This window comes from Stenotrophomonas sp. FR024, assembly GCF_047500745.2.
GTDB lineage: Bacteria > Pseudomonadota > Gammaproteobacteria > Xanthomonadales > Xanthomonadaceae > Stenotrophomonas > Stenotrophomonas maltophilia_A.
Genome location: NZ_JAXAXM020000012.1, coordinates 135,374 through 156,123, shown reverse-complemented (window position 1 = coordinate 156,123; position 20,750 = coordinate 135,374). Strand labels below are relative to the sequence as shown.

The window sequence follows — 20,750 nt, the reverse complement described above, 5'->3', positions numbered from 1 at the left end:
CCATGCGCGGCCTGTTCCCCAAGAAGAAGAGCCGGCTCTCGCCCCAAGGCAAGGCCATTGCGGCCGCCCACGCACTCCTGGACACCATGGAGGGCCATCTTGACGAGAAGGCGGCTGGGCGTTGGTTGCGAGAGGAAGTAGGGCTTCAGTGGTCAATGCTGACCTGCCTTCAATACCTCTCTGGAAAGGAAGCCCTGGGCGCGCTAAAGGCGCTGCCAAACGACTGGTCGGAGCGCGGTCGCACCAAGCAGCACCTCCAAACCGCTTCCATCCTGGCCGCCCATGCCGTAGGAAACGTGCGGCAAGACGGGAGAATGCTGTGCGCGAGTGACTTTGCTCACGAACTCAGAGGAAAGACAGTCGAGCAGTGGTTGGCTGAGGCTTCTAACGGTGCGGCGAGCGGCGCGGGGCCAAGCGTCTAACAAAATGGCATCGGGCCGTTGGCAGCGGATCCGTCAGCTCAATCTCCGTCTGTGATCGGAGGCGCCACCACCCCTAGCGCCTCTAGGCATGCTTTGACCTCGATCTTGCCCCTGGTCGCCGATTGTGGATAGAGCATGTTTGGCTCCAGATGCTTTGTCTTGTTGGCATTCTTTGGGCCGGCAATGCCGTGTTCGAGAAGCCCCTCTATTTTCAGATCGTTAGCTCCTTCGATCGAGGCCGCGCTTCACCCAGTGGTTGCAGTAATCGGGATCTCAAGCTGGGCGCTTGTCGGCCGCTAACCTCACGGACGACCAGGCTTGTGGTGCCAGTTGCGCAAGGGGCGGGGGCACAAACCATGTTCTCCGCTTTCTCAATGCGTGCGACAAGATTCGGTTCCACTGGCGTCCCAACCAACACAAGGAGCTTCAAGATGGCATTGGATATTTCGGCCGCCCAGGCGCGCGACAACATGTCCGCGGTGCGCGATCAGTGGGTGACGGCACACTTGGAGCAGATCACTGCGGTGATTTCGACCGCCTCCGATAGCGGCGAGATGGCAGCTTCGTATGAGCTCCAGGTGGGCGTGAGCGAGGAGGCTGGGCTTGAGCGAGTCATGGAGGCCTTGACGGTCCAAGGATTCTCTGTAGTTCGGCGTGGTAAGCGCACTGTTGTTAAGAAGTCGGCTGTGCGACGCAGCCTTGCTGACCTCGCTGCCGGCAATCCGGTGCCGGAGGGCGAGACGGGTCACAAGGAAGATGTGGTGTTGGATATCAGCTGGGCCGAGGAGGAGGAAGTGTCCGAAGACGCAAGTGGTTTCAGCCTGCCGCTGACCCCGGCGCCGTTGATCTGATCACCTCGCCAAGCGAAAGGAGCTCGTTTTGAACACGATTGTTTCGGCTGCAGACCTCCGCCGGACGGCGCAGCAGCGTTCCGACGCCTGGGCGGACAAGGTGCTGTCCACGTTGACCAGCCACATCGATGCAGCGTCCCGCGGCGGGCATGGCGCGCTGCGCTTTGTGATGGATACCCCAGCGATCGCTGGCGGATTGGAGCGGGTGTTGAAATCACTCGATGCTCAGGGTTTTGTGGTCTCCAACGTCGCAGGGGAGGGTGAATGCCCGATTCTGGTGATCCGTTGGGATGAGACTGCTGCGTCCGTGGTCATGGGAACGGTGGCGTTGTCCGATCCGCCCGGTATCGGCAACCTGTATGAAATGTTGTCAACGTCGGCGGTAGCCGTCGCCTTGGAACGCACCCAGATCAACAAGTTCCACACCAAAGGTGGAACGGGCTTCGCCGCCGAAGAGGCAAACGCGTTTGCCGACATCCTTGCTGGCCGTAAGGTTGAGCAGGTTGGCGCGGACAATTCGCTCAATGGCCCGGATCGAATCGTCGATGGCGTTCGGATTCAGACCAAGTATTTCGCGACGGCGAGGGAAACGGTTGGATCGGCGTTTGGAGCGGATGGGTATCGATACGAAGGGCAGTTGCTCGAAGTGCCCTCCGATCAGTATGAGGACGCAATCGAGCTGATGCGCAAGCGCATCAGCAGCGGTCAGGTGCCGGGGATCAGCGATCCGGCGGAAGCCGAGCGCATCATCAAGAAAGGCAGCACGACTTATCGCCAGGCGAGGAACATCGCCCGGGCCGGCAACATCGATAGCCTGACCTACGACATGAAGACGCAGAGCATCGCCTCCAGCTATGCGTTTGCGATCTCCTTCTCCATCAACTTCGCTCGGCAAAAGTGGGATGGACGGACCAACATGGAGGCGCTCAATGGTGCGCTGACCATGGCACTGGAATCCGGTGCAACTTCCTTTGTTTCTGGGATTGCCACCGCCCAGATCCTGCGAACCAAGGCCGCGGCCATTGGAGTGGTGGCGGCCCGGGATGGGGTCAAGTTCGTGTCCCAGAGCGCCCTTGGCCGCAGTGCAATTCAGAAGGTCGCTCAGGTGTCCTTGGGCAAGGCTGTCTACGGGGCCGCTGCAGTCAACCACGTCGCCAAGCTGTTGCGGACCAATGCTGTCACAGGGGCTGTGACCACTGCCGTGATTTCTGGCCCGGACTTCTACCGGGCTGCGTTCAGTCGCAACATTTCTTGGGCGCAGTTCGGTAAGAATCTGGCGGTCAACGGCGCAAGCGTAGCCGGCGGTGCTGGCGGCTGGATGGCTGGCGCTGCGGGTGGGGCTGCCGTTGGTTCGGTGGTTCCGGTCATTGGCACCGCTGCTGGTGGGGTGATCGGTGGCATTCTGGGAGCGCTGGCGGGTGGTACTGCGTCCAGTGTGGCGTCCAAATACCTGCTTGATGGGCTGGTGGAGGACGATGCCAAGGAGATGCTACGCCTGCTTCCTGGCTATGTAGAAGCCGTGGCGAATGACTACTTGCTATCCGAATCGGAGACCAATGCGTTGGTTGAGATCATCAAGTCTCGGCTCAACGCGTCGTTCTTGAGGGACATGTATGCGAGCAAGGACAGGGCTCGGTTCGTCTACCAAGCCTTCGAACCGGATTGCGAAAAGATGGCCAAGGCGCGCCCAACGGTCACGCTGCCGAAGGAGGCCGTCGTTCAGGCTTCCCTCGACGAGATCGAGGAAGAGGTGCTGAACGAGGTTGAGTAACGCGGCTGGCCGTGGCCCGGAGAGTTGGTACCGGGTATTAGGGGGGGGGCGCTGAAAGTCTCTTCGAGCGTCCCCTAAGAAAAGACCCAGCGCCTGATTAGGCTCTGGGTCTTCTTTTGCTCCGTGGGCACCTCTGCGTCGCGGTGTCAGTCTTGGTGCTTCTGGTCGCTATTCTCGACCTTGGTCACTTTGACGATGGTCGCATTGTCGATGTCAAAGTCTCCGGTGATGGCGCAGATGTCGTCGATCTTGCAAGAAGCAAAGATCTTCGGTGCAACGTTCTTGTCTTCCACCTCGAAATCGAAAGTGCCTGCATCGGGGGTTTCAAAGTTGCAGGTCATGATCCCGCATCCATAATGGCCGACGATGCGCTCACCCTTCAGGATTTCCGCATGGGCAAGCGCTGGCAGGGCCAAGACAGCAACGAGAGCGAGGGTGGTGGTGCAATAAAAGAGTTTCATCCCGAGTCCTTGAGATTTTGTCAATTCGCTTGGATTCCAAGCATGTGCGCGCCACGTGTTTGGCACTTAGGTTTATCGGAACGACGGCGAGAATCTTGATATTCTGACTTGCCATGTTCTGGCCAGGCTGTCCTGCAGAAAATGGATAGAAGCTGCCCGGTGACACTCCCTTGTGGCGCGTCACTTGGTGGTTCCCCGCACTCTCGGTCACTGGCCAAAAACAATAGTCCTAAGGTTTCTAGATGCGTTTCCAGTATGGCTAGCTGAAATCGGGTTTCAATGGTCTTACTGTCATTCGATCTTAAGGAGGGCCGATGTTACTTGTTCCGTGGAATCCATCGCGTTCACCGATCACCGAAACGTGGTTCCTGCGATACGCATCGTCCGTGTTACTGAACAAGGATATCTCGATTTTCGGCAGTGTCGCGTCTGCCTCGCTGGCTGCTTCGTCGTGTGGTCGAGAAGCTGGGAGCACCTGCTTGAGCATTAGCACCTTCGTCGTCTTAATTCGCTCAGCTTCGGCGTCTCGCCTGAAGGCGTAGAACAGCGCCGCAACAACGACCACGGCGAGAGCCGCGATGAGAGCGTAGGTGGTGATGGTGGACATGGCGTTCTCCAGATTCCTTCTGGAATGTTCTCATGCATCAGTCAGGTACAAAGTTGTGCTCAAGCGAACCTCCTATTGCTGGGCTAGGTCGGTTTGTTGGCCGCGTCCGGAGGTTGGGGGGAGGAAAGACAGCCGCGAGAAAAAAATAGCGGCCACTCGCCGCCGTTTTGCATCTGGGTAGTCGAAGTTCGCTCAGCCCGGGCCGACACGGTTCCGGCCCCAGTAGCCATGCGGATCACCGCTGATCGACAAGTGGTTCGGCGTTGGCGTGGGTGCTCACCGTGGCGAGGCTGTCCACGTGAGCCGGCCACCTTACGTGCAGATGGCCGTTCGCGTGCCACGGCAGCTGAAAGAGCGGCTGGAGCAGGCGGCGGCCCGGGAGGGGGTTCACGTCAGCGAGTTGGTACGGCTGTTGCTGAGAGATGGTCTGGACCAGCCACGGGCGATCTCTGCTGGCAGCTGGTAGGGAAAGCGGGCACCATTCTCGGGTGTCTGACAAAGGCGGGTGGGGCATGGTCCGTCGTTATCCCTATGAGCGCCTGGGAGATCAGGTCTTTTCCGACGGCATGATCGGTTGCCGGTTTCAGCGTGTGGATCTCAACGCACGTTTTGGGATCAGCGACGAGCTGAGGCAGTTTTTTACCCAGCATGGGCGATGTGCACGCTGCAACGGAACGCTGGAGGATTGGAGCATTCACGAGGCGTGCAAAGCAGGTGCTCGCCGTTTCTTCCAGTCCTCCGATCTGGAGGTGCTCTTGCCCTTGGATACCTTTCATGCACATTGGAAAGTCCGCGTCCGAGAGACACGTCGACGAACGTCGTTTCACCGGGCCTTGAAGTCGAAGGCGGCGCCGGGCTCGCGCACCGCTGAGCAGATTAGGGCGGTGCTGGCACTCCAGGAGCGTCGCTGCTACTACTGCTACAGATCCCTCGAGGGACCGGGTGGTGCTGTGAACGGCCCAGGCGAGCCCACCAGTTGCCACGAGGATCACTACGTGTCCTTGCATCACGGGGGGAGCCACTTCATCTCCAACATCGTGTTGGCATGTGTGAGTTGCAACTCGCGCAAATCGGATCTGCATGGGGACGATTTCGTTCGGGAGGCGCTCGAGCAAGCAACGCTGGCGAGACGCCGTCAATTGTTGCGTATCCACCAGAATCGAGCAGCGAACGCTTTTCGCTTGGTGGTTGAGGTGGTGGTGGATGCTGGCGACGATTGACCCTTGGTTGCTGTTCCCCTGCCGGCGTTGATGTGTTGGGTGCCAATGCCTTTCGGATCAGGGTCTCATCTGGCGAGACAGGTTCTGACTAAAGTAGTTCCATGGAGAGAACCGTCCTTTACATGCCAGCTGCGAAGCGATCCCACGATTTGGTCTGGGATCGGAAGGGTGGCGAATGCTTGACGTTGGAGGCCTTCATGGAAGGCCGGGATTACGGAGAGGTCGTCCGGGATGGGCGGCTGGCGGCCGAACTGGAGGTGCTCGGCGGCATCCCGAGGTTCATGTGCCCCTATTGCCAGGACACCATGGGCGTGAGGTCCAAAGCCATCCGTGCCCGAACCGAATACCGTTTCTACTTCGATCACCTCACGGCTCGCCACCGCGAAACCTGCACCGGGCGTAAGGGATATTCGCCCCAAGCCATCCTGGCGCGCCGGTTTGGGCTGTGTAAGGAGGGCGCGCTCCACAAGGCGTTCAAGGAGTGGGTGAGGGACAGCTTGGATGCTGATCCGTCTTTCCATGAGACCAAGTTGGAAGAACGCTGGTGGGACATCGAGGGTGTGAAGTGGCGCCAGCCCGACGTGCAGACGCGGCGGGACGGCCAGTGGTGGGCCATCGAGATCCAGCTTTCCACCACCTTCGTTCACGTCATCGCGAAGCGGATGCTGCACTACCGGAAGAACGGAGCGCGCATGCTGTGGCTCTTCAAGGACTTGGATCTGGATCAGTTCCGCTTGTCCGAAGACGACCTGTTTTTCGCCAACAACCGCAACGCGTTTCGGGTCACGCCCGCCACCGTGGCCCGCTCCCAGCGCGAGGGCCGCTTCTGCTTGGAAGGCGTTTGGCTGGAGCCCCGCCTGGAGAGGGGCACGATCCGCGACGTGGAGGTGCGGCGGGAGGTTTGCTTCGACGATCTCACGTTCGACACGTGTAGCCGGGGCATCCCTCGGGCCTATGCCTTCGACTACGAAGGGCACAAAGCCCAAGCAGAAAGGGACCGAATAGCTTGGCAGGAGGAGCAGGTCTGGAGCCATCGGCGAGAGGCTTTCGAGACCTTCTACGTGGCCCTGCTGCGGGGAGAGATCACCGACTACAAGGAGCGCGACCGCCGTTGGGAAGACTTGCGCCGCTTGTTCTCCCCGGTGGGGATCACGCTGCCGGTCTATGCCAAGGACGCCCCCGAATTGGACCGACTGCTGGTGATTGGCTATTCGATCAAGCACGGCGAAGGGCGCCCGATGGGCATTGGGTTTGAAACGCTGGCCGAGCTGGGCCACCACGCCCACAAAATCTGGCCCAAGAGCTTGTGGTTCTACCGTTGCATGCTCCGTGCTCACCACCAATTGAAGACGGTCGTGTCCCAAGATCGCACCGGAAAGCTCCAGGCAAAGATGAAAGGCGTGCTCACCGGTTTGGCCCGGGGGGAGACCACCTTTGCGCCCCACCGGTCCTGGGATCCCCTCATGCTCCGACTGTTCCCCGAGGTGGGGCCTTTGTGGTTGGCGGATCCAAGGCAGGTGGCGACAGATGCCTTGAAGCCGCGCCAGCAGGCAAAGAAACTCCAAGAGGCGATGGCATGAAGGAAGACCCGTTGAGCCGCGGCATTCAATCGGCGCTGGACGCTCGTGCTACCAAGCGCCAGCCCACGGCGTTGGACATCGCACCGGAGGCCAGAGAGGCCAAGGCCAGCCTGGAATCGAACATGTCTTGCATGGCCCGCATCACTGTTCCCGCCGGCAGTGAGCGCCACCGGGTGACCTTCCAGCTGTTGAGGGCATCGATGGACTACGGCCGTGCGCTGCTGTTCCTCCTGGAGACCCATCCCATCGATCTCCCCGCAGTGGGCTTGGCGATGCACCGCTCCCAGATTGAGCAATTCCTGCGGGCAGTGTTTGTCCAGTCCCTTGCCGACGATGAACAGTTGGAGGACTTTCTCCAGGAAGATCGCGGCCCCCGAAAGAAGAACGAGAAAGGAAAGTGGGTGGCTATTGCCCTCAAGGACCTGGCCGCGGACGTGGAGCAGACCATTGCACGCATCGGGCAGGACGATGAGCCTCAGAAGCTGGCTCGGACGGTGACCAATTCGTGGGACCCACTGTGCGGACTGGTCCATGGCGGGAAGGCCATTCGGGTGATGTATCAAGATCCCAATGGGCAGATCGGGGCGCACGTGCCAGCAGCCATTCTTTTTCAGACCACCGTCAACGCGGTGGCCACCACCAACTTGTGCGTCATTGCAGCACTGACGGCAGTTGGGGTTGGGGCCTTCGAGGAAAGCCCCGTTGTTGAGCAGTGCGCCAGCGGGATGTTGCACTACATGCAACGGAGGAAAGCTCGCATGGAAGAGCTGGCCTGGCCGCCTTAAAGGACCGGACGCGCATCGTCGCGCGGCTCTGTATCCTCACCAACGATCGGTGGCAGGGGAGTTGCAATCGCAGGTCCGCGAATCCTCGATTCAGGCGGCGTGCCTTCTGACCAAGAGGTCCAAAATTGAGTCTGCTGCGTCAATTAGGGGCTTTTCGATGAGGACAAGCTGGGCCGATGCCTTGAATCTCTCAAGAAGTGCTGCTCCATACCCCGGTGGGTTCAGTTCAACGTGGCTGCTGGCCTCCGCTGCGTTGAGCTCCAACATGTTTAGTTCAATCAGCGTCGTCATGGCAACAGGGGGCCGGGTGGGTCGGTATGGGCGGGCGCATATGGGTTCAGCTGAACGCACTTACCCGCGTCGCCCAACCTTCGGCTTGTTGTGGCACAACGGATAACTTGAGCACGACCGGAAAGCCCCATGCGGCCCATTGCGGTCCACAAACACGCCGACCTTGCACACTGGGCAGCGTTCTTCATTGATGGCCACGCCAGACAGGCTTGTTATTTCCACTGCCCCGTCCTTCACCAGCTCGTCCAGGAACGGCGAGTGCTTGCCCTGCAGGGTGAACATGGCTACCGACCGTCGCGCCCGCGTCAGCGCGACATAGAACAACCGCCGTTCTTCGCTCAGTGGGTAGGTATCCCCATCCGGCATTGCCAGGGAAAGCACCGGGTCATCCGCGCGCAGGCTCGGGAAGCTGCGGTTGATCATGCCCGGCAGGATCACGTAGTCCGCTTCGCGCCCCTTCGATCGATGTGCGGTCAGGAATTCGACCTCCATCGTGCTGCCGAAGGCTGTCTTCCAATCCAAAGGCATCGCGCTGCGATCGGCGCGGTAGCGCCCCAGGATGAAGACCGTCACGCGTCCGTTGTGCCCTTGCGGCACCGCCCCGGACAACAACTGCTGATGCAGCTTGGCGAGGTACTGGCGAACGCCATCCTGCACCTCCTCACGCCGATTCATCTGGAACGCCTGCAGCACCGGGCCCATGGCCGTTGCAGCTGAGCGAACTGCTTTGGCGATCTGCGCGGGGTTGCGGCTGATGAAGCGGCTGGACACATCGCAGAGCGCCTGTGGGCAGCGGAACGTCTGCTCCAGTTTCAGCACCTGGCCATGGCCCATCCACTCGCGGAATCCGGTCATCACCGAAACGTCGGCCCCGGCGAAGCGGTTGATCGACTGCCAGTCATCGCCCACTGCAAACAGATACCGGCCGGGGCGGCTGACCAACGCACGGCAGAGGCGTGCGCGGGCGCGCGATGCGTCCTGGAATTCGTCGGCCATCACCAGTTCGTAGGGTGATTCATAGTGGCCCTGTTCCAGCAGCCCGGCCGCCATGTTGAGCATGTCTTCGAAGTCGATGCCACGCTCGTCAGCCAGCGCGTTGTCCCAGGCCTGGAAGACCGGCCCGGCGATTTCCAGGAAGCGACGGTGTCGCTCCTTGAACTGATCCTCGGGCATCTGCCGCAGGCGCGCGGCCATGTCATCCAGCGTCAGGCAGTTGCTCTTGGCATGGGCAATGAAGGTGCGCATCAAGCCGATCAGGTCCGCGTCCGGCATCGGCTTGGCGCCCTGCTCGGGGAGCTCGCGGTCCGGGTTCGGGTCGAGCTCGATGTCGCACTCGCCCAGCTTCTCTGCGAGGTCCAGCAGGGCATGCCCGCTGCGCAGGCCAAAGGATGTCGTCTCGACAAGGGCCGTGCCGCGTGCCACATGCTGCTTGCGCTTCCAGTGCATCCCTTCGCTGTAGTTGGCAATGTGCTTCGGCGGCTGACCATCAGCATCCAGCGCAAAGTGCTCGTGATACAGCCCGGCGTCCGGGTAATAGAAGTCGGGGCGATACTGGCGATGGGTGTCTGTCGCGGTGTCGAACTCGTAGCGTCGCTCGTAGTCGTACGTCACGCCGTTGTAGAAGAGCCAGTCGGCGATGACGCACTCTTCCAGGCTCTTCACCCGTTCCCCCTGCAGGGTACGGATATAGGGCGTGCCATCGCGGTCGTAGCCGTCGGCCTCCATTTCCGCGCCGAATGGCGGCAGGTCGCGCCCGAACACCAGGCGGAACATGTCCCATTGGGTGCGGAAGTGGGTCGAGCGGTCCTTCAGATCGTCCACCAGTTCGGCCAGCTTGTTGAAGCCCAGCGTGGCGTCAGTGGTCCATTCGGGGATGTCGGGCTTGCGTCCGGTGGCCTTGGCGACGATGGCCAGGCCGAGGGCGTGGAAGGTCCGGGCTTCAACCACGGTGTCGCCCATGCCGAGCCGGTCGAAGCATCGCTGCGCGCGCTCTGCAAGCTCCCTGGCGGCATCCTTGTTGAAGGCGAGCATCACGATCCGTTCGGGTTCGATAAAGCCGCGATCGATGGCATAAGCGGCCTTGGCGACCATGGTGGAGGTCTTGCCAGAGCCAGCGGAGGCGACGACCTGCACGCGGTTGTCGAAACAGATGACGGCGCGGGCCTGTTCGTCGGTCAGCGGCTTGCTCTCGACCCGGTCCAGGAAGTCCTTGGCCAGTACTCGTTCGCGCGCTGCCATGGTTGCGTTTGCGTCGACCCACGCCTCGGGCCAGTCCAGCTGCCAGTCGCCCAGGGCGTCCAGTGCTGCACGGTGGCTGGGCGAATGCAGGTCCTCGTGCACATCCTCATCCAGGAACAGTTGTTCCAGCTCGCGCGGCGGGAGCGGCAGGGCGGGGCGACCGGCCAGCAGTGCCTGCTGTTGTTCGTGCGTGATCCAGCGGCGGCCGGTGCTGCCCCGGTCGATGAGGGCATCTGCCTCGGCCAGCCACGACTGGATCTGCTCCAGAATCGTGTCGAACAGTGCCTTGCGCCCGCGCGTGGTACCCGTAAAGCGCAGCTGCTGCAGCGCTGCCGCAAGCCGGGAAGCCTGGCTGTTGGACAGTCCATCCATGATCAGCACGCCGTCGCCCTGGGTCTGCAGGACGACTTTGGCCCAGAAGAGTCCAGGGATGACCTGCACGCGCTCGTCGTCAGCTACGTGTTGCCGGTACTTGCGACCTTCAATCAAAAGCTCAACATGTTCGCCGTCAAGTCGCAGCCACCAGTTCGGCGAGCGGGTCACACGTAGGCCCCAGCCCGAGGGGCGCCATTCCATAGACATCCAGATACTGCCTTGCGTACGTCGACTGGGCTTGCAGAGCCCTTACCTCTCCATGATAAGGGGCCTTGACCACGCGCGTGGCCTTTCGCTTCATGGTCGGCCGTGCGACCGGTTTCATTGACGTGGGCGAAGGCCGTTGCCAGCATGAAGCCTGTGGATGTGGACGCCGATCATGGAAATCGACTGGAACAGTGTGGGTACCTTGAAGCACACCGTCGGCGGCTACGATATCCGCACGGATGCACTGAAGATTCTGGTGACCGCTGCAATGCAGGGGCACGAAGGTGATGCCTCGCAGATGCGCATCGAAATGGAGGACGGCGTCGTGTTTCTGCCAGACGAGATCAGGCGCCTGGCACTGGCGCGGAGTCGCATCCGCTAGCCTCGCCGGTCGGCACTGGACCTGGTTGCCCTGCGGCAGCTCCAGGTGCCAGCACCTGCCGGCACGGAATCACTCGTAGACGCGGTCCTGCCTTGTTGGAGGCACCTCAACCAGGTCTCCCCGTCGGATCAGCTCATCCAGATCCACTGCCGATGCCGCCAATGCCTCCTGCGCATCGAAATCCCATTTGTTCCTGTACTCACGCGCCAGGAGATCGCAGACAGCCTTGGCGCGCTGGTAGGCATCGCTCTTCGCGTCATCCTGCATCAGCTCATCGCGATGGATCTGGCAGAGCATCAGCTGGTGTGCGTCTTCGCCGCGCTCGCGCTCCCAGGCAATGTCGGGCAGGCCGGAAAGAGCGGTCGCAAGGGCGAGTGCAGTCATTGACATGGCGGTGTCCACAGTCGGCGGAAACCTGAGCGTATGCGAGCAGCAGTGGCAAGCGGCCATTGCTGCGCGCATGGTTTCACGGCATGTTCACCATTCGTTGCCGGATGGAATCCGCTGGGGAGGCTTCCTCAGGCATTCACATCCACCACTATCCGCCCACGCACCTTGCCCGGAATGATCTGGTCGTAGACGTCCAGCACGCCGGCAAGCCCGATCAACTGCACGGTGCTTTCAAGCTTCTGCGGATCCAGGTCGGTGGCAAGCCGGTCCCACGCGCGCTGGCGGACGTCCTGCGGCGCGTTCACCGAATCCACGCCTGCGAGGGTTACGTTGCGCAGGATGAAAGGCAGCACCGAGCCATGCAGCGCATCGCTCTGCGCCAGGCCGCAGGCGGCGATGGCGCCACGGTATTTCGTTTCGGCAATGGCGTTGACGAGGGTAGGGCCGCCGGCCACATCCACCACGCCGGCCCAGCGTTCGGCGCTCACCGGCCGGTCGCGTGGTTCCGAAAGCTGCGCGCGGTCGATGATTTCGCTCGCACCCAGGTTGTGCAGATACTCAGCATGCTCCGGGCGCCCGGTGGCGGCCACCACGCGATAGCCCAGCTTTGAAAGGATCGCCACTGCAATCGAGCCGACACCGCCGTTGGCGCCGGTCACCAGCACATCGCCCTTGTCGGGCGTCACGCCGGCATGTTCCAGGGCCAGCACGCACAGCATGGCGGTATAGCCCGCGGTGCCGATGGCCATGGCGTCGCGGGTGCTCAGGTTGCCGGGAATCCGGTTGAGCCATTCGCTACGCACGCGCGCACGCTGTGCCAGGCCGCCGTGGTGACTCATGCTCAGGCCCCAGCCATTGAGCACAACGCGGTCGCCTGGCTTGAAGTCGGGCCTGCTGGATTCCAGCACCACGCCTGCCAGATCGATGCCGGGAATGAGCGGGAACGTCCGGATGACCGGGCTCTTGCCGGTGAGGGCAAGCGCATCCTTGTAGTTGAGCGTGGAGTACTCGACCTGCACCAGGACGTCGCCGTCCATCAGATCGGCCTCATCAAAATCGACCAGATCGGTCGAAACCTGGTTGTTCGTCTTGCGGGCGAGCAGTGCTTTGAACGTCATGGAGGGGCTCACATTCAAGGAATGGGGCCATGCTAGGCTCGCACTGCTATTGCAACAAGAACGATGATTTTCCGTAGGTACTATGGTTTTCCGGAGTATGCATGCGTAGCAAGCGTTGGGATGGCAAGAGCGGTTGCGCCGTGGAGGTCACGCTGTCGGTCATGGGTGGCGTGTGGAAGCCTGTCATCCTCTTCCACCTGATGACCGGCAAGCGTCGCTTCATGGAGCTGACGCGGCGGGTGCCCAACGCCACCCAGTCCATGCTGACCAGCCAACTGCGGGAACTGGAAGCTGACGGGGTGGTGATCCGCCATGTCTATGCAGAGGTGCCACCGAAGGTCGAGTACGAGCTGTCCGAATTCGGGCGCACGCTGGTGCCGGTGCTGCTCGCCATGCGCGAGTGGGGCGAAACCTATCGTGGCCATAGAAGTACGGACAGCGACGGCTGAGGCCTGAAGCGTAGCGCCGGGCGTGGTCGACATGTCACGCGCACCCCGCAGCGTTTCGGAGGCCACAGCAATCGCGGTAGTGCAGGAGGCAGCGCATGTGGGGCGCTGCCTCGCTTCGTGAAGGGCGGCGAGCAGGATATCGAAGTGCAGGCGCGCGAAAATAACGCGATGCGGATGGGATGAAATCACTCCGCCCATCGCGTATGGAACCTTTTCAGTAGCAAGGGGCAGCGCCTGGCAGCCAATGCCAGCCCCCGAAATGGGGGCCAGCACATATCACGGCAGTGCGTGACTTACGGGATGGTGCAGCCGCTGTTCCGCAGGCAGCGGGCAAAAGCCGGGTAGCACACCTTCTCGCCATTGCCCGCTGCGAGGCAGGCCTCGTAGGCGGTGTAGCACGGGGTACAGCGGGACTGCGCGGAGGCACTGCCGATTCCCAGGGTCAGTGCAGCAGCCGCAATAGCAACAGACAGCTTGAATCCAATCTTCATGCTTCACTCCGTTGATAGCCCTCCTTGGGCACCTCGGAGGCTAACGTGGGAAGAGGGTGTATTCAACCCGCACCGAGCCCGGATGGGTATCCATCTTCAGCGCCCCGCCCTGGATTTACTTTGTTGGTGCGTCTGCAGTCTGAGCGGCAACCATGGCCTGTTGCATTTCCTTCAGCGACAGATAGCCATCACCATCGGTGTCCAGGCCCGCGAAGTACTTCGCGATCTCCGGCACCACGTTGGCTTCCTCCTTGCTGATCCTGCCGTCTTTGTTCCTGTCCATCGCGGAAAACGCGGCGTCGATGGAATCGGCCTGCTTGCTGAAACGTTCCTGCTGAAATGTCGCGTACTCGACCTTGTCAACGCGTCCGTCGTTGTTGGCATCCATGGCGGTGAATGTGGCGTCGATGTAGGTCTGCTTCGGGTCGGTCGGTGAGGCCTGGGCCAGCAACGGAGCAGCGCACAGCGCGATCAATAGAGTGATCCTGGTCATGGGTGGTTTTTCCTTGAGAGATACAAGTCAGCGGCAGGGATAGGTGTAGCCGTCGGCGCCGCGATAGGTGTCGTTGCGGCGGTCGTAGTTGCCGTAGCGGTTCATGCAGTAGTCGGCGCGCTCGCGGGTCTCACGCTCACGTTTGGCGGCAGCGGCAATCACGCCGGCCACCACCGCTGCACCTACCACGCCCACCACGACACCGGCGGTCTTGGCATCGTGCCGGCGCTCGCGGTCGCGCTCATGATTCCGCTCACGTTCGCGCCGTTCCCATGCATCGCGCTCCCGATCGCGGTAGTCCTGGTTCCACTGCGGGTTGTAGCGGTCGCCACGCTGCGCATGGGCGTCGCCGGCGTACGGCATCAACACCAGCTGCGCAGTGACCGCTAGAATCAGCGCGGTTCTTCCTGTCTTCAGAAACATCGTCCAGCTCCTGTGCGGACATCGTTGGTAGCCGTAGTACACCCCGCAGACATTGCGCGAACCTGCCGTCAGGGCGAGCAATTGCAGCGGCTATCGAACCAGCGCCTCCACAGGATCCAGCTGTGCGGCACGGCGTGCCGGCAGGAAGCCGAAACCAACGCCGATCAGGCTGGAACACACGAATGCAGCCAGAATCGAATTGACGGAGAACACCAGGCTGAAGCCCGCATCGGCCAGCTCCATCACCGCGCCCAGCGCCAGCGCCACGCCGATGCCGAGCACGCCACCGAGCAGGCAGACCAGCACCGATTCGATCAGGAACTGCTGCAGGATGTCGCTGCGCCGCGCGCCCACCGCCATGCGCACGCCGATCTCGCGGGTTCGCTCGGTCACCGAGACCAGCATGATGTTCATGACCCCGATTCCGCCCACCACCAGTGCGATGGCAGCGATGGAGCTGATCATCATGGTCAGGATGCCGGTGGTCTGTTCAATGGATCTACGGATCTGCGCGTTGTTGCTCATGTAGAAATCGGTGCTGCCGTGGCGGCGAGTCAGCAGTCGCGCGATGGCCTGCTCAGCCGCTTCCATGCTGATCGCATCCGAGACGCGCACGGTGATGCTGGAGACGTGGCTCTGCCCCAGTACGCGCGTCATTGCGGTGGTGTAGGGCAGCCATACCCGCAGCAGCGATGCATCACCAGCCGCACCGGCGTCCTTCTTCACCACACCCACCACGCGCACCGGAACATTGCCCAGCAGCAGGGTCTGCCCGATCGGGTTGTCGGTCGCGGCGAAGAAGCGTGCGCGGGTATTGGCGTCGATCACCACCACCTGCTGGTAGCCGGCCACGCCGGGTGGACCGAAGAAGGCGCCCTCGCCGAGCTTCAGGCCATGCACGCGGAAGTACTGCTCGCTGACGCCCTGCACCTGCACACTGGCAGAGCGATTGCCGCGCAGGGCGGTGCCGCTGGTGGCAACACCCGGGGTGGCGCTGTCCACGAATGGCTGCCGGGCCAGGGCCACGCTGTCGCCGGGGGTGAGTGTTTCCACCCGCGCCGAGTGCAGGTCGCCAAAACCGGAACCGGGATAGATCTCGATGGTGTTGGTACCCAACGAGGAGATGTTGGACAGGATGGCCTGCCGTGCACCGGTGCCCAGTGCTACCACCGCCACGACCGAAGCAATGCCGATGATGATTCCGAGCATGGTCAGGAAGGTGCGCATGCGGTGGGCGTTCATCGCGCGCAGTGCCATGCGGAAGGCTTCAGCGAACCGGTCCCGCCAGACCTGCCAGCCGCTGCTACCCACGGATTGGGGCGCGGCTGGCGTCGCCACGCCCGCTGCCAGAGCTGTACCGGTTGCACGATCATCCACGATCCGCCCATCGCGGATTTCGATGATGCGCTGCGCATGCTCGGCCACGGCCATGTCATGCGTGACCAGCACCACAGTATGGCCCTCGGCGTGCAGCTCGCCGAGGATCTTCATCACCTCTTTTCCGGAATGCGTATCCAGCGCACCCGTGGGTTCGTCGGCGAAGATCACCGCGCCACCATTCATCAGCGCACGCGCAATCGAAACGCGTTGCTGCTGGCCGCCCGAGAGCTGGCCAGGGAGATGCTGCATGCGCTCGCCCAGACCCAGCCGCGACAACAGCGTGGCTGCCCGTGCATGGCGTGCTTCGGCAGGCATGCCGGCGTAGATCGCAGGCACCTCCACATTGCTCAGTGCAGTCAGATCGGTCAGCAGGTGGTAGCGCTGGAAGATGAAGCCGAAGTGCTCGCGGCGTAGTTCGGCCAGTTCATCAGGCGACATCTGCGCGGTCTCGCGCCCGGCGATCTGATAGACGCCAGCGGAAGGGCGATCCAGGCAACCCAGGATGTTCATCAGCGTGGACTTGCCCGAACCGGATTGGCCTACGATGGCCACCAGTTCACCTGCGTGAATATCCAGGTCGATGCCGTCGAGTACCACCAGTGTCTGCTCGCCCGCGGCAAATTCACGGCGTACACCGCGAACGCGCAGCAGTGGCTCGGTCATGGTCGTACTCATTTGGGCTGAGCGGGTGCGCTGGTGGCTTCGACGTTGGCCTGCGCCAGCACGACCTGTTCGCCTTCGTTCAGGCCGTCGCGTACTTCCACCTGGATCTGGTCATCCAGCCCGGTGGTGATGCGCCGCCTGCTGGCACGGCCGTCGGCACCACGGACCTGCACGCTGTAGCTGCCATCGGCGGTGCGCGCACCCAATGCGGCCGAGGGAATGGTCAGTACGTCGTTGGCGCGGCCCAGCACGATGCGAACCTGCGCGGTCATGTAGCTGCGCAGGCGGCCATCGGCGTTGTCCACGTCGAACTGGCCGTTGTAGTACATGGCCGTGCGGCTGCCACCCGACACCGCCGGTGCGGCGAGGCTGGAACTGTCTTCGTTGGTGATCGATTCCGGTGCTGGTGCTATGTCCCGAAGCCTGCTGCTGTAGCGGCGACCGGCATCACCAAGAATGGTGAAGAACGCCTCCTGCCCAACAGAGGTGTGTACGACGTCAGCCTCGGAGATCTCGGCGTATACCGTCATCACGTCCTGATTGCCCAGCATCACGATGGTCGGTGCGCTCTGCACCGCATTCACGGTCTGCCCCTGGCGCGCGACCACGGCCAGTACGGTGCCGTCGGTGGGGGCGGTGATGCGGGTGTACTCCAGATTGGTCTGCGCGACATCGACGTCGGTCTGTCGACGCGCAACTTCACCGTCCAACGCGGCGATCTGTTCACGGGTGGCGTCGACCTTGGCCTTGGCTGCATCGAAGTCGGCGCGGGCCACCAGTTGCGCGGCAGCCAGTTGCTGCTGCCGATGCAGTGTCAATTCGAACTGGCGCAGGTCGGTGGCCAGTGCATCGCGGTTGGCGCGCGCGGTGCGCTGTGCGGCCTGCGCGCTCAGCAATGCATTGCGCTGCGTGCGCGAATCGATATCGGCGATGGGATCGCCGGCTTTCACTTTGTCGCCCAGTTTCACATGCAGGGTGTCGATGCGGCCGGAGACCTGCGCACCCACGCTGACCAGCCGCGAGGGCTTCAGCGTGCCAGTGGCTTCTACCACCTGTTCGATGTTGCCGCGAACGACCGGCGCAACCTGCAGGTTCGGAGGTGGTGCGGGCCGCAACCATGCAAACAGAATCAGCGCGCTGCACAGCAGGGCGGCAGCAATCATGAGCGCCCGGCGGCGCTTGCGTGGTGCGGCGCTCATCGTCGCAGCATCCAGTAGAGACAGGTCATCGCGGGTCCTCGTGGCAGAAGAGACACACGTCTGGCGTGGCAGACGGGGTTGGCCGTCGAGTCTCGATGCGCTGGGTTGCGTGAACCTTGCGGGGCTGTCGCTGTGTCAGCGTGCGGCAGGAAGGGCGAGCAATGCTACGGCGATGAACTGCAGGGCGCTACCGAGAACCAGCAGTGCGTTGCGCAGCCGGTGACCTGACAATCGCGCAGCGAAGAGTTGACTCACCACGCCGGCCAACAACCAGAAGAATGTTGGAACAGGCAGCTTCGTCATTCCTGCACCGATGGCGATCAGCAGCGCGCTGGCAATCATTATCCCAGCGGCATGATCATCCAGAGCGCGCAGCAGTGGTGACATCGGGCGCGAGGTTGCCGCGCGCCATGCCGCCAACCCATGCAGCGCGGCATGCACGGCAACGAACAGGAGCACGGCAGCGGCCGCCGCAGCGCTGGCGTGCCTATACGTTGAAGCCACCAGTGCAATGCCGGGCAGCAGCAGGAACAAGGCGCCGAACAACCGCATCAATACACCTGCGCGCTCGGTTTCGGGAACTGCCCGCAGCCAGAGCGGCCAATGTTCCAGGCCGAGTGCGCGGCCAGTGCGTGGGCGGCGATTCCATGCGGCAGCGGTAAGGCCCGGCGAATTCCGCGGTGGCACAGTGCGCGTGGAAGAGGACGGTGGAGGAGCTCCCTGGGTCACATGCAGGCTTCCTGTCAGATCGGAACGCGGTGGCACGGCAGGTGCCACACCCCGATGCTGTGCAGCGAACATTGCCGCAACCTTGCCTGTCCTCGCTACCGGCTTCGCATGGACAGGTGCCAGTTACACAGGTGCATGCGGTGTGTTCAGTGCTCCAGCGGTGGCGCGCTGGTCACGCCCGGGTGCAGTGGAAACTCAACACGGATCAATGCACCACCGCCAGGTGCATCCAGAATCGTGACGTGGCCGCCGTGGCGGTCGATCACCTGGCGCACCAGGTTCAACCCCAGGCCTGCGCCTGTCTGCCGCGGCCGCAGCCGCTGGAAGGGTTCGAAAACCCGTTCGCGCTGGTCGACCGGTATGCCAGGGCCGTCGTCCTCGACCTCCAGGCAGCTGCCCTGAACGCGCACGATGATCTGGCGTCCGCCATGTTCGGCAGCATTCAGCACCAGGTTGGAGATTACCCGCTCCACTGCGCCGGTCTCGCCGAACACCGGGAAGTGCGATTCCACCGCCACGGCTACGGTCTTGTCCGACTGGATCAACAGCGGCGCCAGATCGGCGGCCACCCGTTTGGCCACCCGCGCCAGATTGATGGTTTCCTTCGGCCCGTCTTCGTCCATGCGGTGCAGATCCAGCAACTGCTCTGCCAGCGTCGCCAACCGTGCCACTTCCACGGCCAGGTTGCGCGAGGTGGCGTCGTCGGCCGCATCGACCTTCACCCTCAGAATCGCAATGGGGGTGCGCAGCTCATGCGCGGCGGCGGCGATGAAGCGGCGTTGCCGCTCGTGCCCCTCGTCCAGCCGCTCCAGTGCTTCATTCACCGCCGTCACCAACGGAGCGATCTCCACCGGCACCGCGGTTTCTGTCAGGCGGACACCGCGGCGGCTGGCGGAGATGTTGCGGGCTTCCTGGGCGATGCGCTCCACCCCGGCCAAAGCTCGTCTTACGATGATCGGTGTCAGGACGATGGTGGCCAGGCCCAGCAGCAGGAAGATCGGCAGGGTGATGATGTGTGCCGCCAACGCCATCTGCCAGGTCAGCGTATCGGTTTCGCCGTGGGCCATGATGGTCAGCTTGCCGGCCGGCCCGCTGTGCTGGCGGACCACGACGGCCAGGCCATCGCTGCGGTCGCGCCCGCGCAGGTCGCCAAAGGGGATGCCATCCAGTGCGCCAACCAGCGAGGCATAGGCCGGCGGCACAGGCCCGAACGTAACGTGGTGGCCGTGCTCATCCTCGGCGATGAACCATGCACCGGGAACAACCTTCAGCAGTTCGGCCAGTTCCGGCGTGTTCTGCACGTAGAGGTCGCCATTGCGGTCGCGGTGCACCGCGTCGGCCGCCACCGGCGCGAAGGTCTGGATGGTGTAGTAGCCACCGCTGTCGGCACGTATCAGCACCATCAGCAGTGCGAAGAACGCCACCAGCAACGCCAGCAGCTGATAGATCAGCGTTTTGACGATCAACGGGCGCTTCAGCGAGGGACGACGCGCCATTACTTGGCTTCCCGCATCAGATAGCCGACGCCGCGGATGGCGTGTATCTCTACTCCTGCATCGGCATCGGCCAGCTTGCGGCGAAGGCGAGAGACGTGCGAGTCGAGCGTGTTGGAATGGATGCCGTCATCGAATCCATACACCGCCATTTCAATCGACTCGCGCAGCACGGTGCGCCCCAGCCGCCGGGCCAACGCGGTCAGCACACGGATCTCGCGGCGCGGCAGCTCAAGCCGTTGCCCGCCCACACTGGCTTCACCCGATGCCGGGTCGAACACCAACCGGCCGATGCTGACCAGTTCCACCTGCATGCCGCTCGGCCGGCGCCCTGCAGCGCGGATGCGGGCGAACAGTTCCTCAAGTGCGAAGGGCTTGGTCAGATAGTCGTCCGCGCCCTCATCCAGGCCGGCGATGCGGTCCGGCAGCTGCCCCAGCGCGCTCAGCACGATGATCGGCACCCCTGGGTTGCGCTCACGCAGCAGGGAAATCAATCCCAGCCCGTCACCGTCGGGCAGGGTGCGGTCCAGCAGCACCAGATCGTGCGATCCGCACAGGGCCGCTTCGCGGGCCAGTGCCAGCGTGTTGGCAAGGTCCACCACGTAGCGCTCGCGCTGCAGGGCGGATTTCAGGGTGGCGGCCAGTTCGGCCTCGTCTTCGATCAGCAGGATGTGCATCGGCAGGGCTTGGGCAGGAAGGGCGTGGCAGGGCGGTTCGGCACGCGCCGGCACC

The 20,750-nt window shown here is 62.7% G+C and carries 23 protein-coding genes; 9 read left to right on the top strand and 14 right to left on the bottom strand.

From position 1 onward, the window contains the following. Positions 1-2 precede the first annotated feature (2 nt). The 3 genes from ACMZ91_RS14560 to ACMZ91_RS14550 all read left to right on the top strand — a co-directional run bounded on the left by ACMZ91_RS14560 (position 3) and on the right by ACMZ91_RS14550 (position 3,044). Positions 3-422: a hypothetical protein gene (locus ACMZ91_RS14560; RefSeq protein ID WP_414577214.1), complete on the top strand. Its 420-nt coding sequence runs from the start codon at positions 3-5 to the stop codon at positions 420-422. Between the two features lie 431 nt (positions 423-853). Beyond that, positions 854-1,273: a hypothetical protein gene (locus ACMZ91_RS14555; protein WP_414577213.1), complete on the top strand. Its 420-nt coding sequence runs from the start codon at positions 854-856 to the stop codon at positions 1,271-1,273. 28 nt (positions 1,274-1,301) lie between these two features. After that, positions 1,302-3,044: a YeeR family protein gene (locus ACMZ91_RS14550; RefSeq protein WP_414577211.1), complete on the top strand. Its 1,743-nt coding sequence runs from the start codon at positions 1,302-1,304 to the stop codon at positions 3,042-3,044. Positions 3,045-3,190: 146 nt separating this feature from the next. On the opposite strand, the gene ACMZ91_RS14545 is transcribed toward ACMZ91_RS14550, so the two are convergent. Together ACMZ91_RS14545 and ACMZ91_RS14540 are read right to left on the bottom strand one after the other, a co-directional pair. Next, positions 3,191-3,505, bottom strand: coding sequence for a hypothetical protein (locus ACMZ91_RS14545; protein WP_414577210.1), 315 nt, complete (start codon positions 3,503-3,505; stop codon positions 3,191-3,193). 301 nt (positions 3,506-3,806) lie between these two features. Beyond that, complete coding sequence (locus ACMZ91_RS14540) at positions 3,807-4,112, bottom strand: hypothetical protein (protein ID WP_132810413.1); 306 nt, start codon at positions 4,110-4,112, stop codon at positions 3,807-3,809. A 322-nt stretch (positions 4,113-4,434) separates the two neighbouring features. On the opposite strand from ACMZ91_RS14540, the gene ACMZ91_RS14535 reads away from it, so the two are divergent. From ACMZ91_RS14535 to ACMZ91_RS14520, 4 genes are all read left to right on the top strand, one after another. After that, positions 4,435-4,578 (top strand): ribbon-helix-helix protein, CopG family, encoded by a 144-nt coding sequence (locus ACMZ91_RS14535; protein WP_223276969.1) that lies wholly within the window; start codon positions 4,435-4,437, stop codon positions 4,576-4,578. Between the two features lie 46 nt (positions 4,579-4,624). Beyond that, entirely contained in the window at positions 4,625-5,332 is a 708-nt protein-coding gene (locus ACMZ91_RS14530) for an HNH endonuclease (protein WP_414577208.1), read from the top strand. Positions 5,333-5,529: 197 nt separating this feature from the next. Then, positions 5,530-6,912, top strand: coding sequence for a competence protein CoiA family protein (locus ACMZ91_RS14525; protein WP_414577206.1), 1,383 nt, complete (start codon positions 5,530-5,532; stop codon positions 6,910-6,912). Further along, a complete protein-coding gene (locus tag ACMZ91_RS14520) occupies positions 6,909-7,697 on the top strand; it encodes a DUF6988 family protein (RefSeq protein WP_414577204.1) in 789 nt (262 codons plus the stop codon). Before ACMZ91_RS14525 ends, ACMZ91_RS14520 begins: the two co-directional genes overlap by 4 nt. Before the next feature lie 90 nt (positions 7,698-7,787). On the opposite strand, the gene ACMZ91_RS14515 is transcribed toward ACMZ91_RS14520, so the two are convergent. Together ACMZ91_RS14515 and ACMZ91_RS14510 are read right to left on the bottom strand one after the other, a co-directional pair. After that, positions 7,788-7,988 (bottom strand): hypothetical protein, encoded by a 201-nt coding sequence (locus ACMZ91_RS14515; protein ID WP_478475998.1) that lies wholly within the window; start codon positions 7,986-7,988, stop codon positions 7,788-7,790. A 60-nt stretch (positions 7,989-8,048) separates the two neighbouring features. Beyond that, on the bottom strand, positions 8,049-10,802 hold the full coding sequence (locus ACMZ91_RS14510) for a UvrD-helicase domain-containing protein (RefSeq protein ID WP_414577230.1): 2,754 nt from the start codon (positions 10,800-10,802) through the stop codon (positions 8,049-8,051). A gap of 163 nt (positions 10,803-10,965) precedes the next feature. Between ACMZ91_RS14510 and ACMZ91_RS14505 the strand changes: the two genes are divergently transcribed. Then, positions 10,966-11,190: a hypothetical protein gene (locus tag ACMZ91_RS14505; protein ID WP_049463017.1), complete on the top strand. Its 225-nt coding sequence runs from the start codon at positions 10,966-10,968 to the stop codon at positions 11,188-11,190. A gap of 69 nt (positions 11,191-11,259) precedes the next feature. On the opposite strand, the gene ACMZ91_RS14500 is transcribed toward ACMZ91_RS14505, so the two are convergent. Beyond that, entirely contained in the window at positions 11,260-11,580 is a 321-nt protein-coding gene (locus ACMZ91_RS14500; protein WP_049463018.1) for a hypothetical protein, read from the bottom strand. 128 nt (positions 11,581-11,708) lie between these two features. After that, on the bottom strand, positions 11,709-12,698 hold the full coding sequence (acuI, locus tag ACMZ91_RS14495; protein WP_414577200.1) for an acrylyl-CoA reductase (NADPH): 990 nt from the start codon (positions 12,696-12,698) through the stop codon (positions 11,709-11,711). A 101-nt stretch (positions 12,699-12,799) separates the two neighbouring features. On the opposite strand from acuI, the gene ACMZ91_RS14490 reads away from it, so the two are divergent. Beyond that, entirely contained in the window at positions 12,800-13,147 is a 348-nt protein-coding gene (locus ACMZ91_RS14490) for a winged helix-turn-helix transcriptional regulator (protein WP_121503603.1), read from the top strand. Between the two features lie 293 nt (positions 13,148-13,440). On the opposite strand, the gene ACMZ91_RS14485 is transcribed toward ACMZ91_RS14490, so the two are convergent. The 8 genes from ACMZ91_RS14485 to ACMZ91_RS14450 form a co-directional block, all read right to left on the bottom strand. After that, complete coding sequence (locus tag ACMZ91_RS14485) at positions 13,441-13,638, bottom strand: hypothetical protein (protein ID WP_032128612.1); 198 nt, start codon at positions 13,636-13,638, stop codon at positions 13,441-13,443. 115 nt (positions 13,639-13,753) lie between these two features. Beyond that, positions 13,754-14,131 carry an EF-hand domain-containing protein gene (locus tag ACMZ91_RS14480; RefSeq protein ID WP_414577197.1) on the bottom strand — a complete coding sequence of 126 codons (378 nt, stop codon included), beginning with the start codon at positions 14,129-14,131 and terminating at the stop codon, positions 13,754-13,756. A gap of 27 nt (positions 14,132-14,158) precedes the next feature. Next, positions 14,159-14,554, bottom strand: a complete 396-nt coding sequence (locus ACMZ91_RS14475) for a hypothetical protein (RefSeq protein ID WP_414577195.1) — start codon at positions 14,552-14,554, stop codon at positions 14,159-14,161. 90 nt (positions 14,555-14,644) lie between these two features. Then, complete coding sequence (locus ACMZ91_RS14470; protein WP_414577194.1) at positions 14,645-16,609, bottom strand: MacB family efflux pump subunit; 1,965 nt, start codon at positions 16,607-16,609, stop codon at positions 14,645-14,647. Beyond that, the gene (locus tag ACMZ91_RS14465; RefSeq protein WP_414577192.1) at positions 16,606-17,796 is read right to left on the bottom strand and encodes an efflux RND transporter periplasmic adaptor subunit; all 1,191 of its coding nucleotides are present in this window, start codon (positions 17,794-17,796) and stop codon (positions 16,606-16,608) included. The genes ACMZ91_RS14470 and ACMZ91_RS14465 overlap by 4 nt, the downstream gene beginning before the upstream one ends. Positions 17,797-17,931: 135 nt before the next feature. After that, on the bottom strand, positions 17,932-18,330 hold the full coding sequence (locus ACMZ91_RS14460; protein ID WP_414577190.1) for a hypothetical protein: 399 nt from the start codon (positions 18,328-18,330) through the stop codon (positions 17,932-17,934). A gap of 341 nt (positions 18,331-18,671) precedes the next feature. Further along, positions 18,672-20,021, bottom strand: a complete 1,350-nt coding sequence (locus tag ACMZ91_RS14455) for a sensor histidine kinase (protein WP_032128607.1) — start codon at positions 20,019-20,021, stop codon at positions 18,672-18,674. After that, complete coding sequence (locus tag ACMZ91_RS14450) at positions 20,021-20,695, bottom strand: response regulator transcription factor (RefSeq protein ID WP_032128606.1); 675 nt, start codon at positions 20,693-20,695, stop codon at positions 20,021-20,023. The genes ACMZ91_RS14455 and ACMZ91_RS14450 overlap by 1 nt, the downstream gene beginning before the upstream one ends. Positions 20,696-20,750: the final 55 nt, after the last annotated feature.

Excerpts from the sequence above, each read along its gene's own strand:
- ACMZ91_RS14560 (WP_414577214.1), top strand. The coding sequence starts at position 3 with ATGCGCGGCCTGTTCCCCAAGAAGAAGAGCCGGCTCTCGCCCCAAGGC.
- ACMZ91_RS14555 (WP_414577213.1), top strand. The coding sequence starts at position 854 with ATGGCATTGGATATTTCGGCCGCCCAGGCGCGCGACAACATGTCCGCG.
- ACMZ91_RS14545 (WP_414577210.1), bottom strand. The coding sequence starts at position 3,505 with ATGAAACTCTTTTATTGCACCACCACCCTCGCTCTCGTTGCTGTCTTG.
- ACMZ91_RS14540 (WP_132810413.1), bottom strand. The coding sequence starts at position 4,112 with ATGTCCACCATCACCACCTACGCTCTCATCGCGGCTCTCGCCGTGGTC.
- ACMZ91_RS14535 (WP_223276969.1), top strand. The coding sequence starts at position 4,435 with ATGGCCGTTCGCGTGCCACGGCAGCTGAAAGAGCGGCTGGAGCAGGCG.
- ACMZ91_RS14530 (WP_414577208.1), top strand. The coding sequence starts at position 4,625 with ATGGTCCGTCGTTATCCCTATGAGCGCCTGGGAGATCAGGTCTTTTCC.
- ACMZ91_RS14525 (WP_414577206.1), top strand. The coding sequence starts at position 5,530 with ATGGAAGGCCGGGATTACGGAGAGGTCGTCCGGGATGGGCGGCTGGCG.
- ACMZ91_RS14520 (WP_414577204.1), top strand. The coding sequence starts at position 6,909 with ATGAAGGAAGACCCGTTGAGCCGCGGCATTCAATCGGCGCTGGACGCT.
- ACMZ91_RS14515 (WP_478475998.1), bottom strand. The coding sequence starts at position 7,988 with ATGACGACGCTGATTGAACTAAACATGTTGGAGCTCAACGCAGCGGAG.
- ACMZ91_RS14510 (WP_414577230.1), bottom strand. The coding sequence starts at position 10,802 with ATGGAATGGCGCCCCTCGGGCTGGGGCCTACGTGTGACCCGCTCGCCG.
- ACMZ91_RS14505 (WP_049463017.1), top strand. The coding sequence starts at position 10,966 with ATGTGGACGCCGATCATGGAAATCGACTGGAACAGTGTGGGTACCTTG.
- ACMZ91_RS14500 (WP_049463018.1), bottom strand. The coding sequence starts at position 11,580 with ATGTCAATGACTGCACTCGCCCTTGCGACCGCTCTTTCCGGCCTGCCC.
- acuI (WP_414577200.1), bottom strand. The coding sequence starts at position 12,698 with ATGACGTTCAAAGCACTGCTCGCCCGCAAGACGAACAACCAGGTTTCG.
- ACMZ91_RS14490 (WP_121503603.1), top strand. The coding sequence starts at position 12,800 with ATGCGTAGCAAGCGTTGGGATGGCAAGAGCGGTTGCGCCGTGGAGGTC.
- ACMZ91_RS14485 (WP_032128612.1), bottom strand. The coding sequence starts at position 13,638 with ATGAAGATTGGATTCAAGCTGTCTGTTGCTATTGCGGCTGCTGCACTG.
- ACMZ91_RS14480 (WP_414577197.1), bottom strand. The coding sequence starts at position 14,131 with ATGACCAGGATCACTCTATTGATCGCGCTGTGCGCTGCTCCGTTGCTG.
- ACMZ91_RS14475 (WP_414577195.1), bottom strand. The coding sequence starts at position 14,554 with ATGTTTCTGAAGACAGGAAGAACCGCGCTGATTCTAGCGGTCACTGCG.
- ACMZ91_RS14470 (WP_414577194.1), bottom strand. The coding sequence starts at position 16,609 with ATGAGTACGACCATGACCGAGCCACTGCTGCGCGTTCGCGGTGTACGC.
- ACMZ91_RS14465 (WP_414577192.1), bottom strand. The coding sequence starts at position 17,796 with ATGAGCGCCGCACCACGCAAGCGCCGCCGGGCGCTCATGATTGCTGCC.
- ACMZ91_RS14455 (WP_032128607.1), bottom strand. The coding sequence starts at position 20,021 with ATGGCGCGTCGTCCCTCGCTGAAGCGCCCGTTGATCGTCAAAACGCTG.
- ACMZ91_RS14450 (WP_032128606.1), bottom strand. The coding sequence starts at position 20,695 with ATGCACATCCTGCTGATCGAAGACGAGGCCGAACTGGCCGCCACCCTG.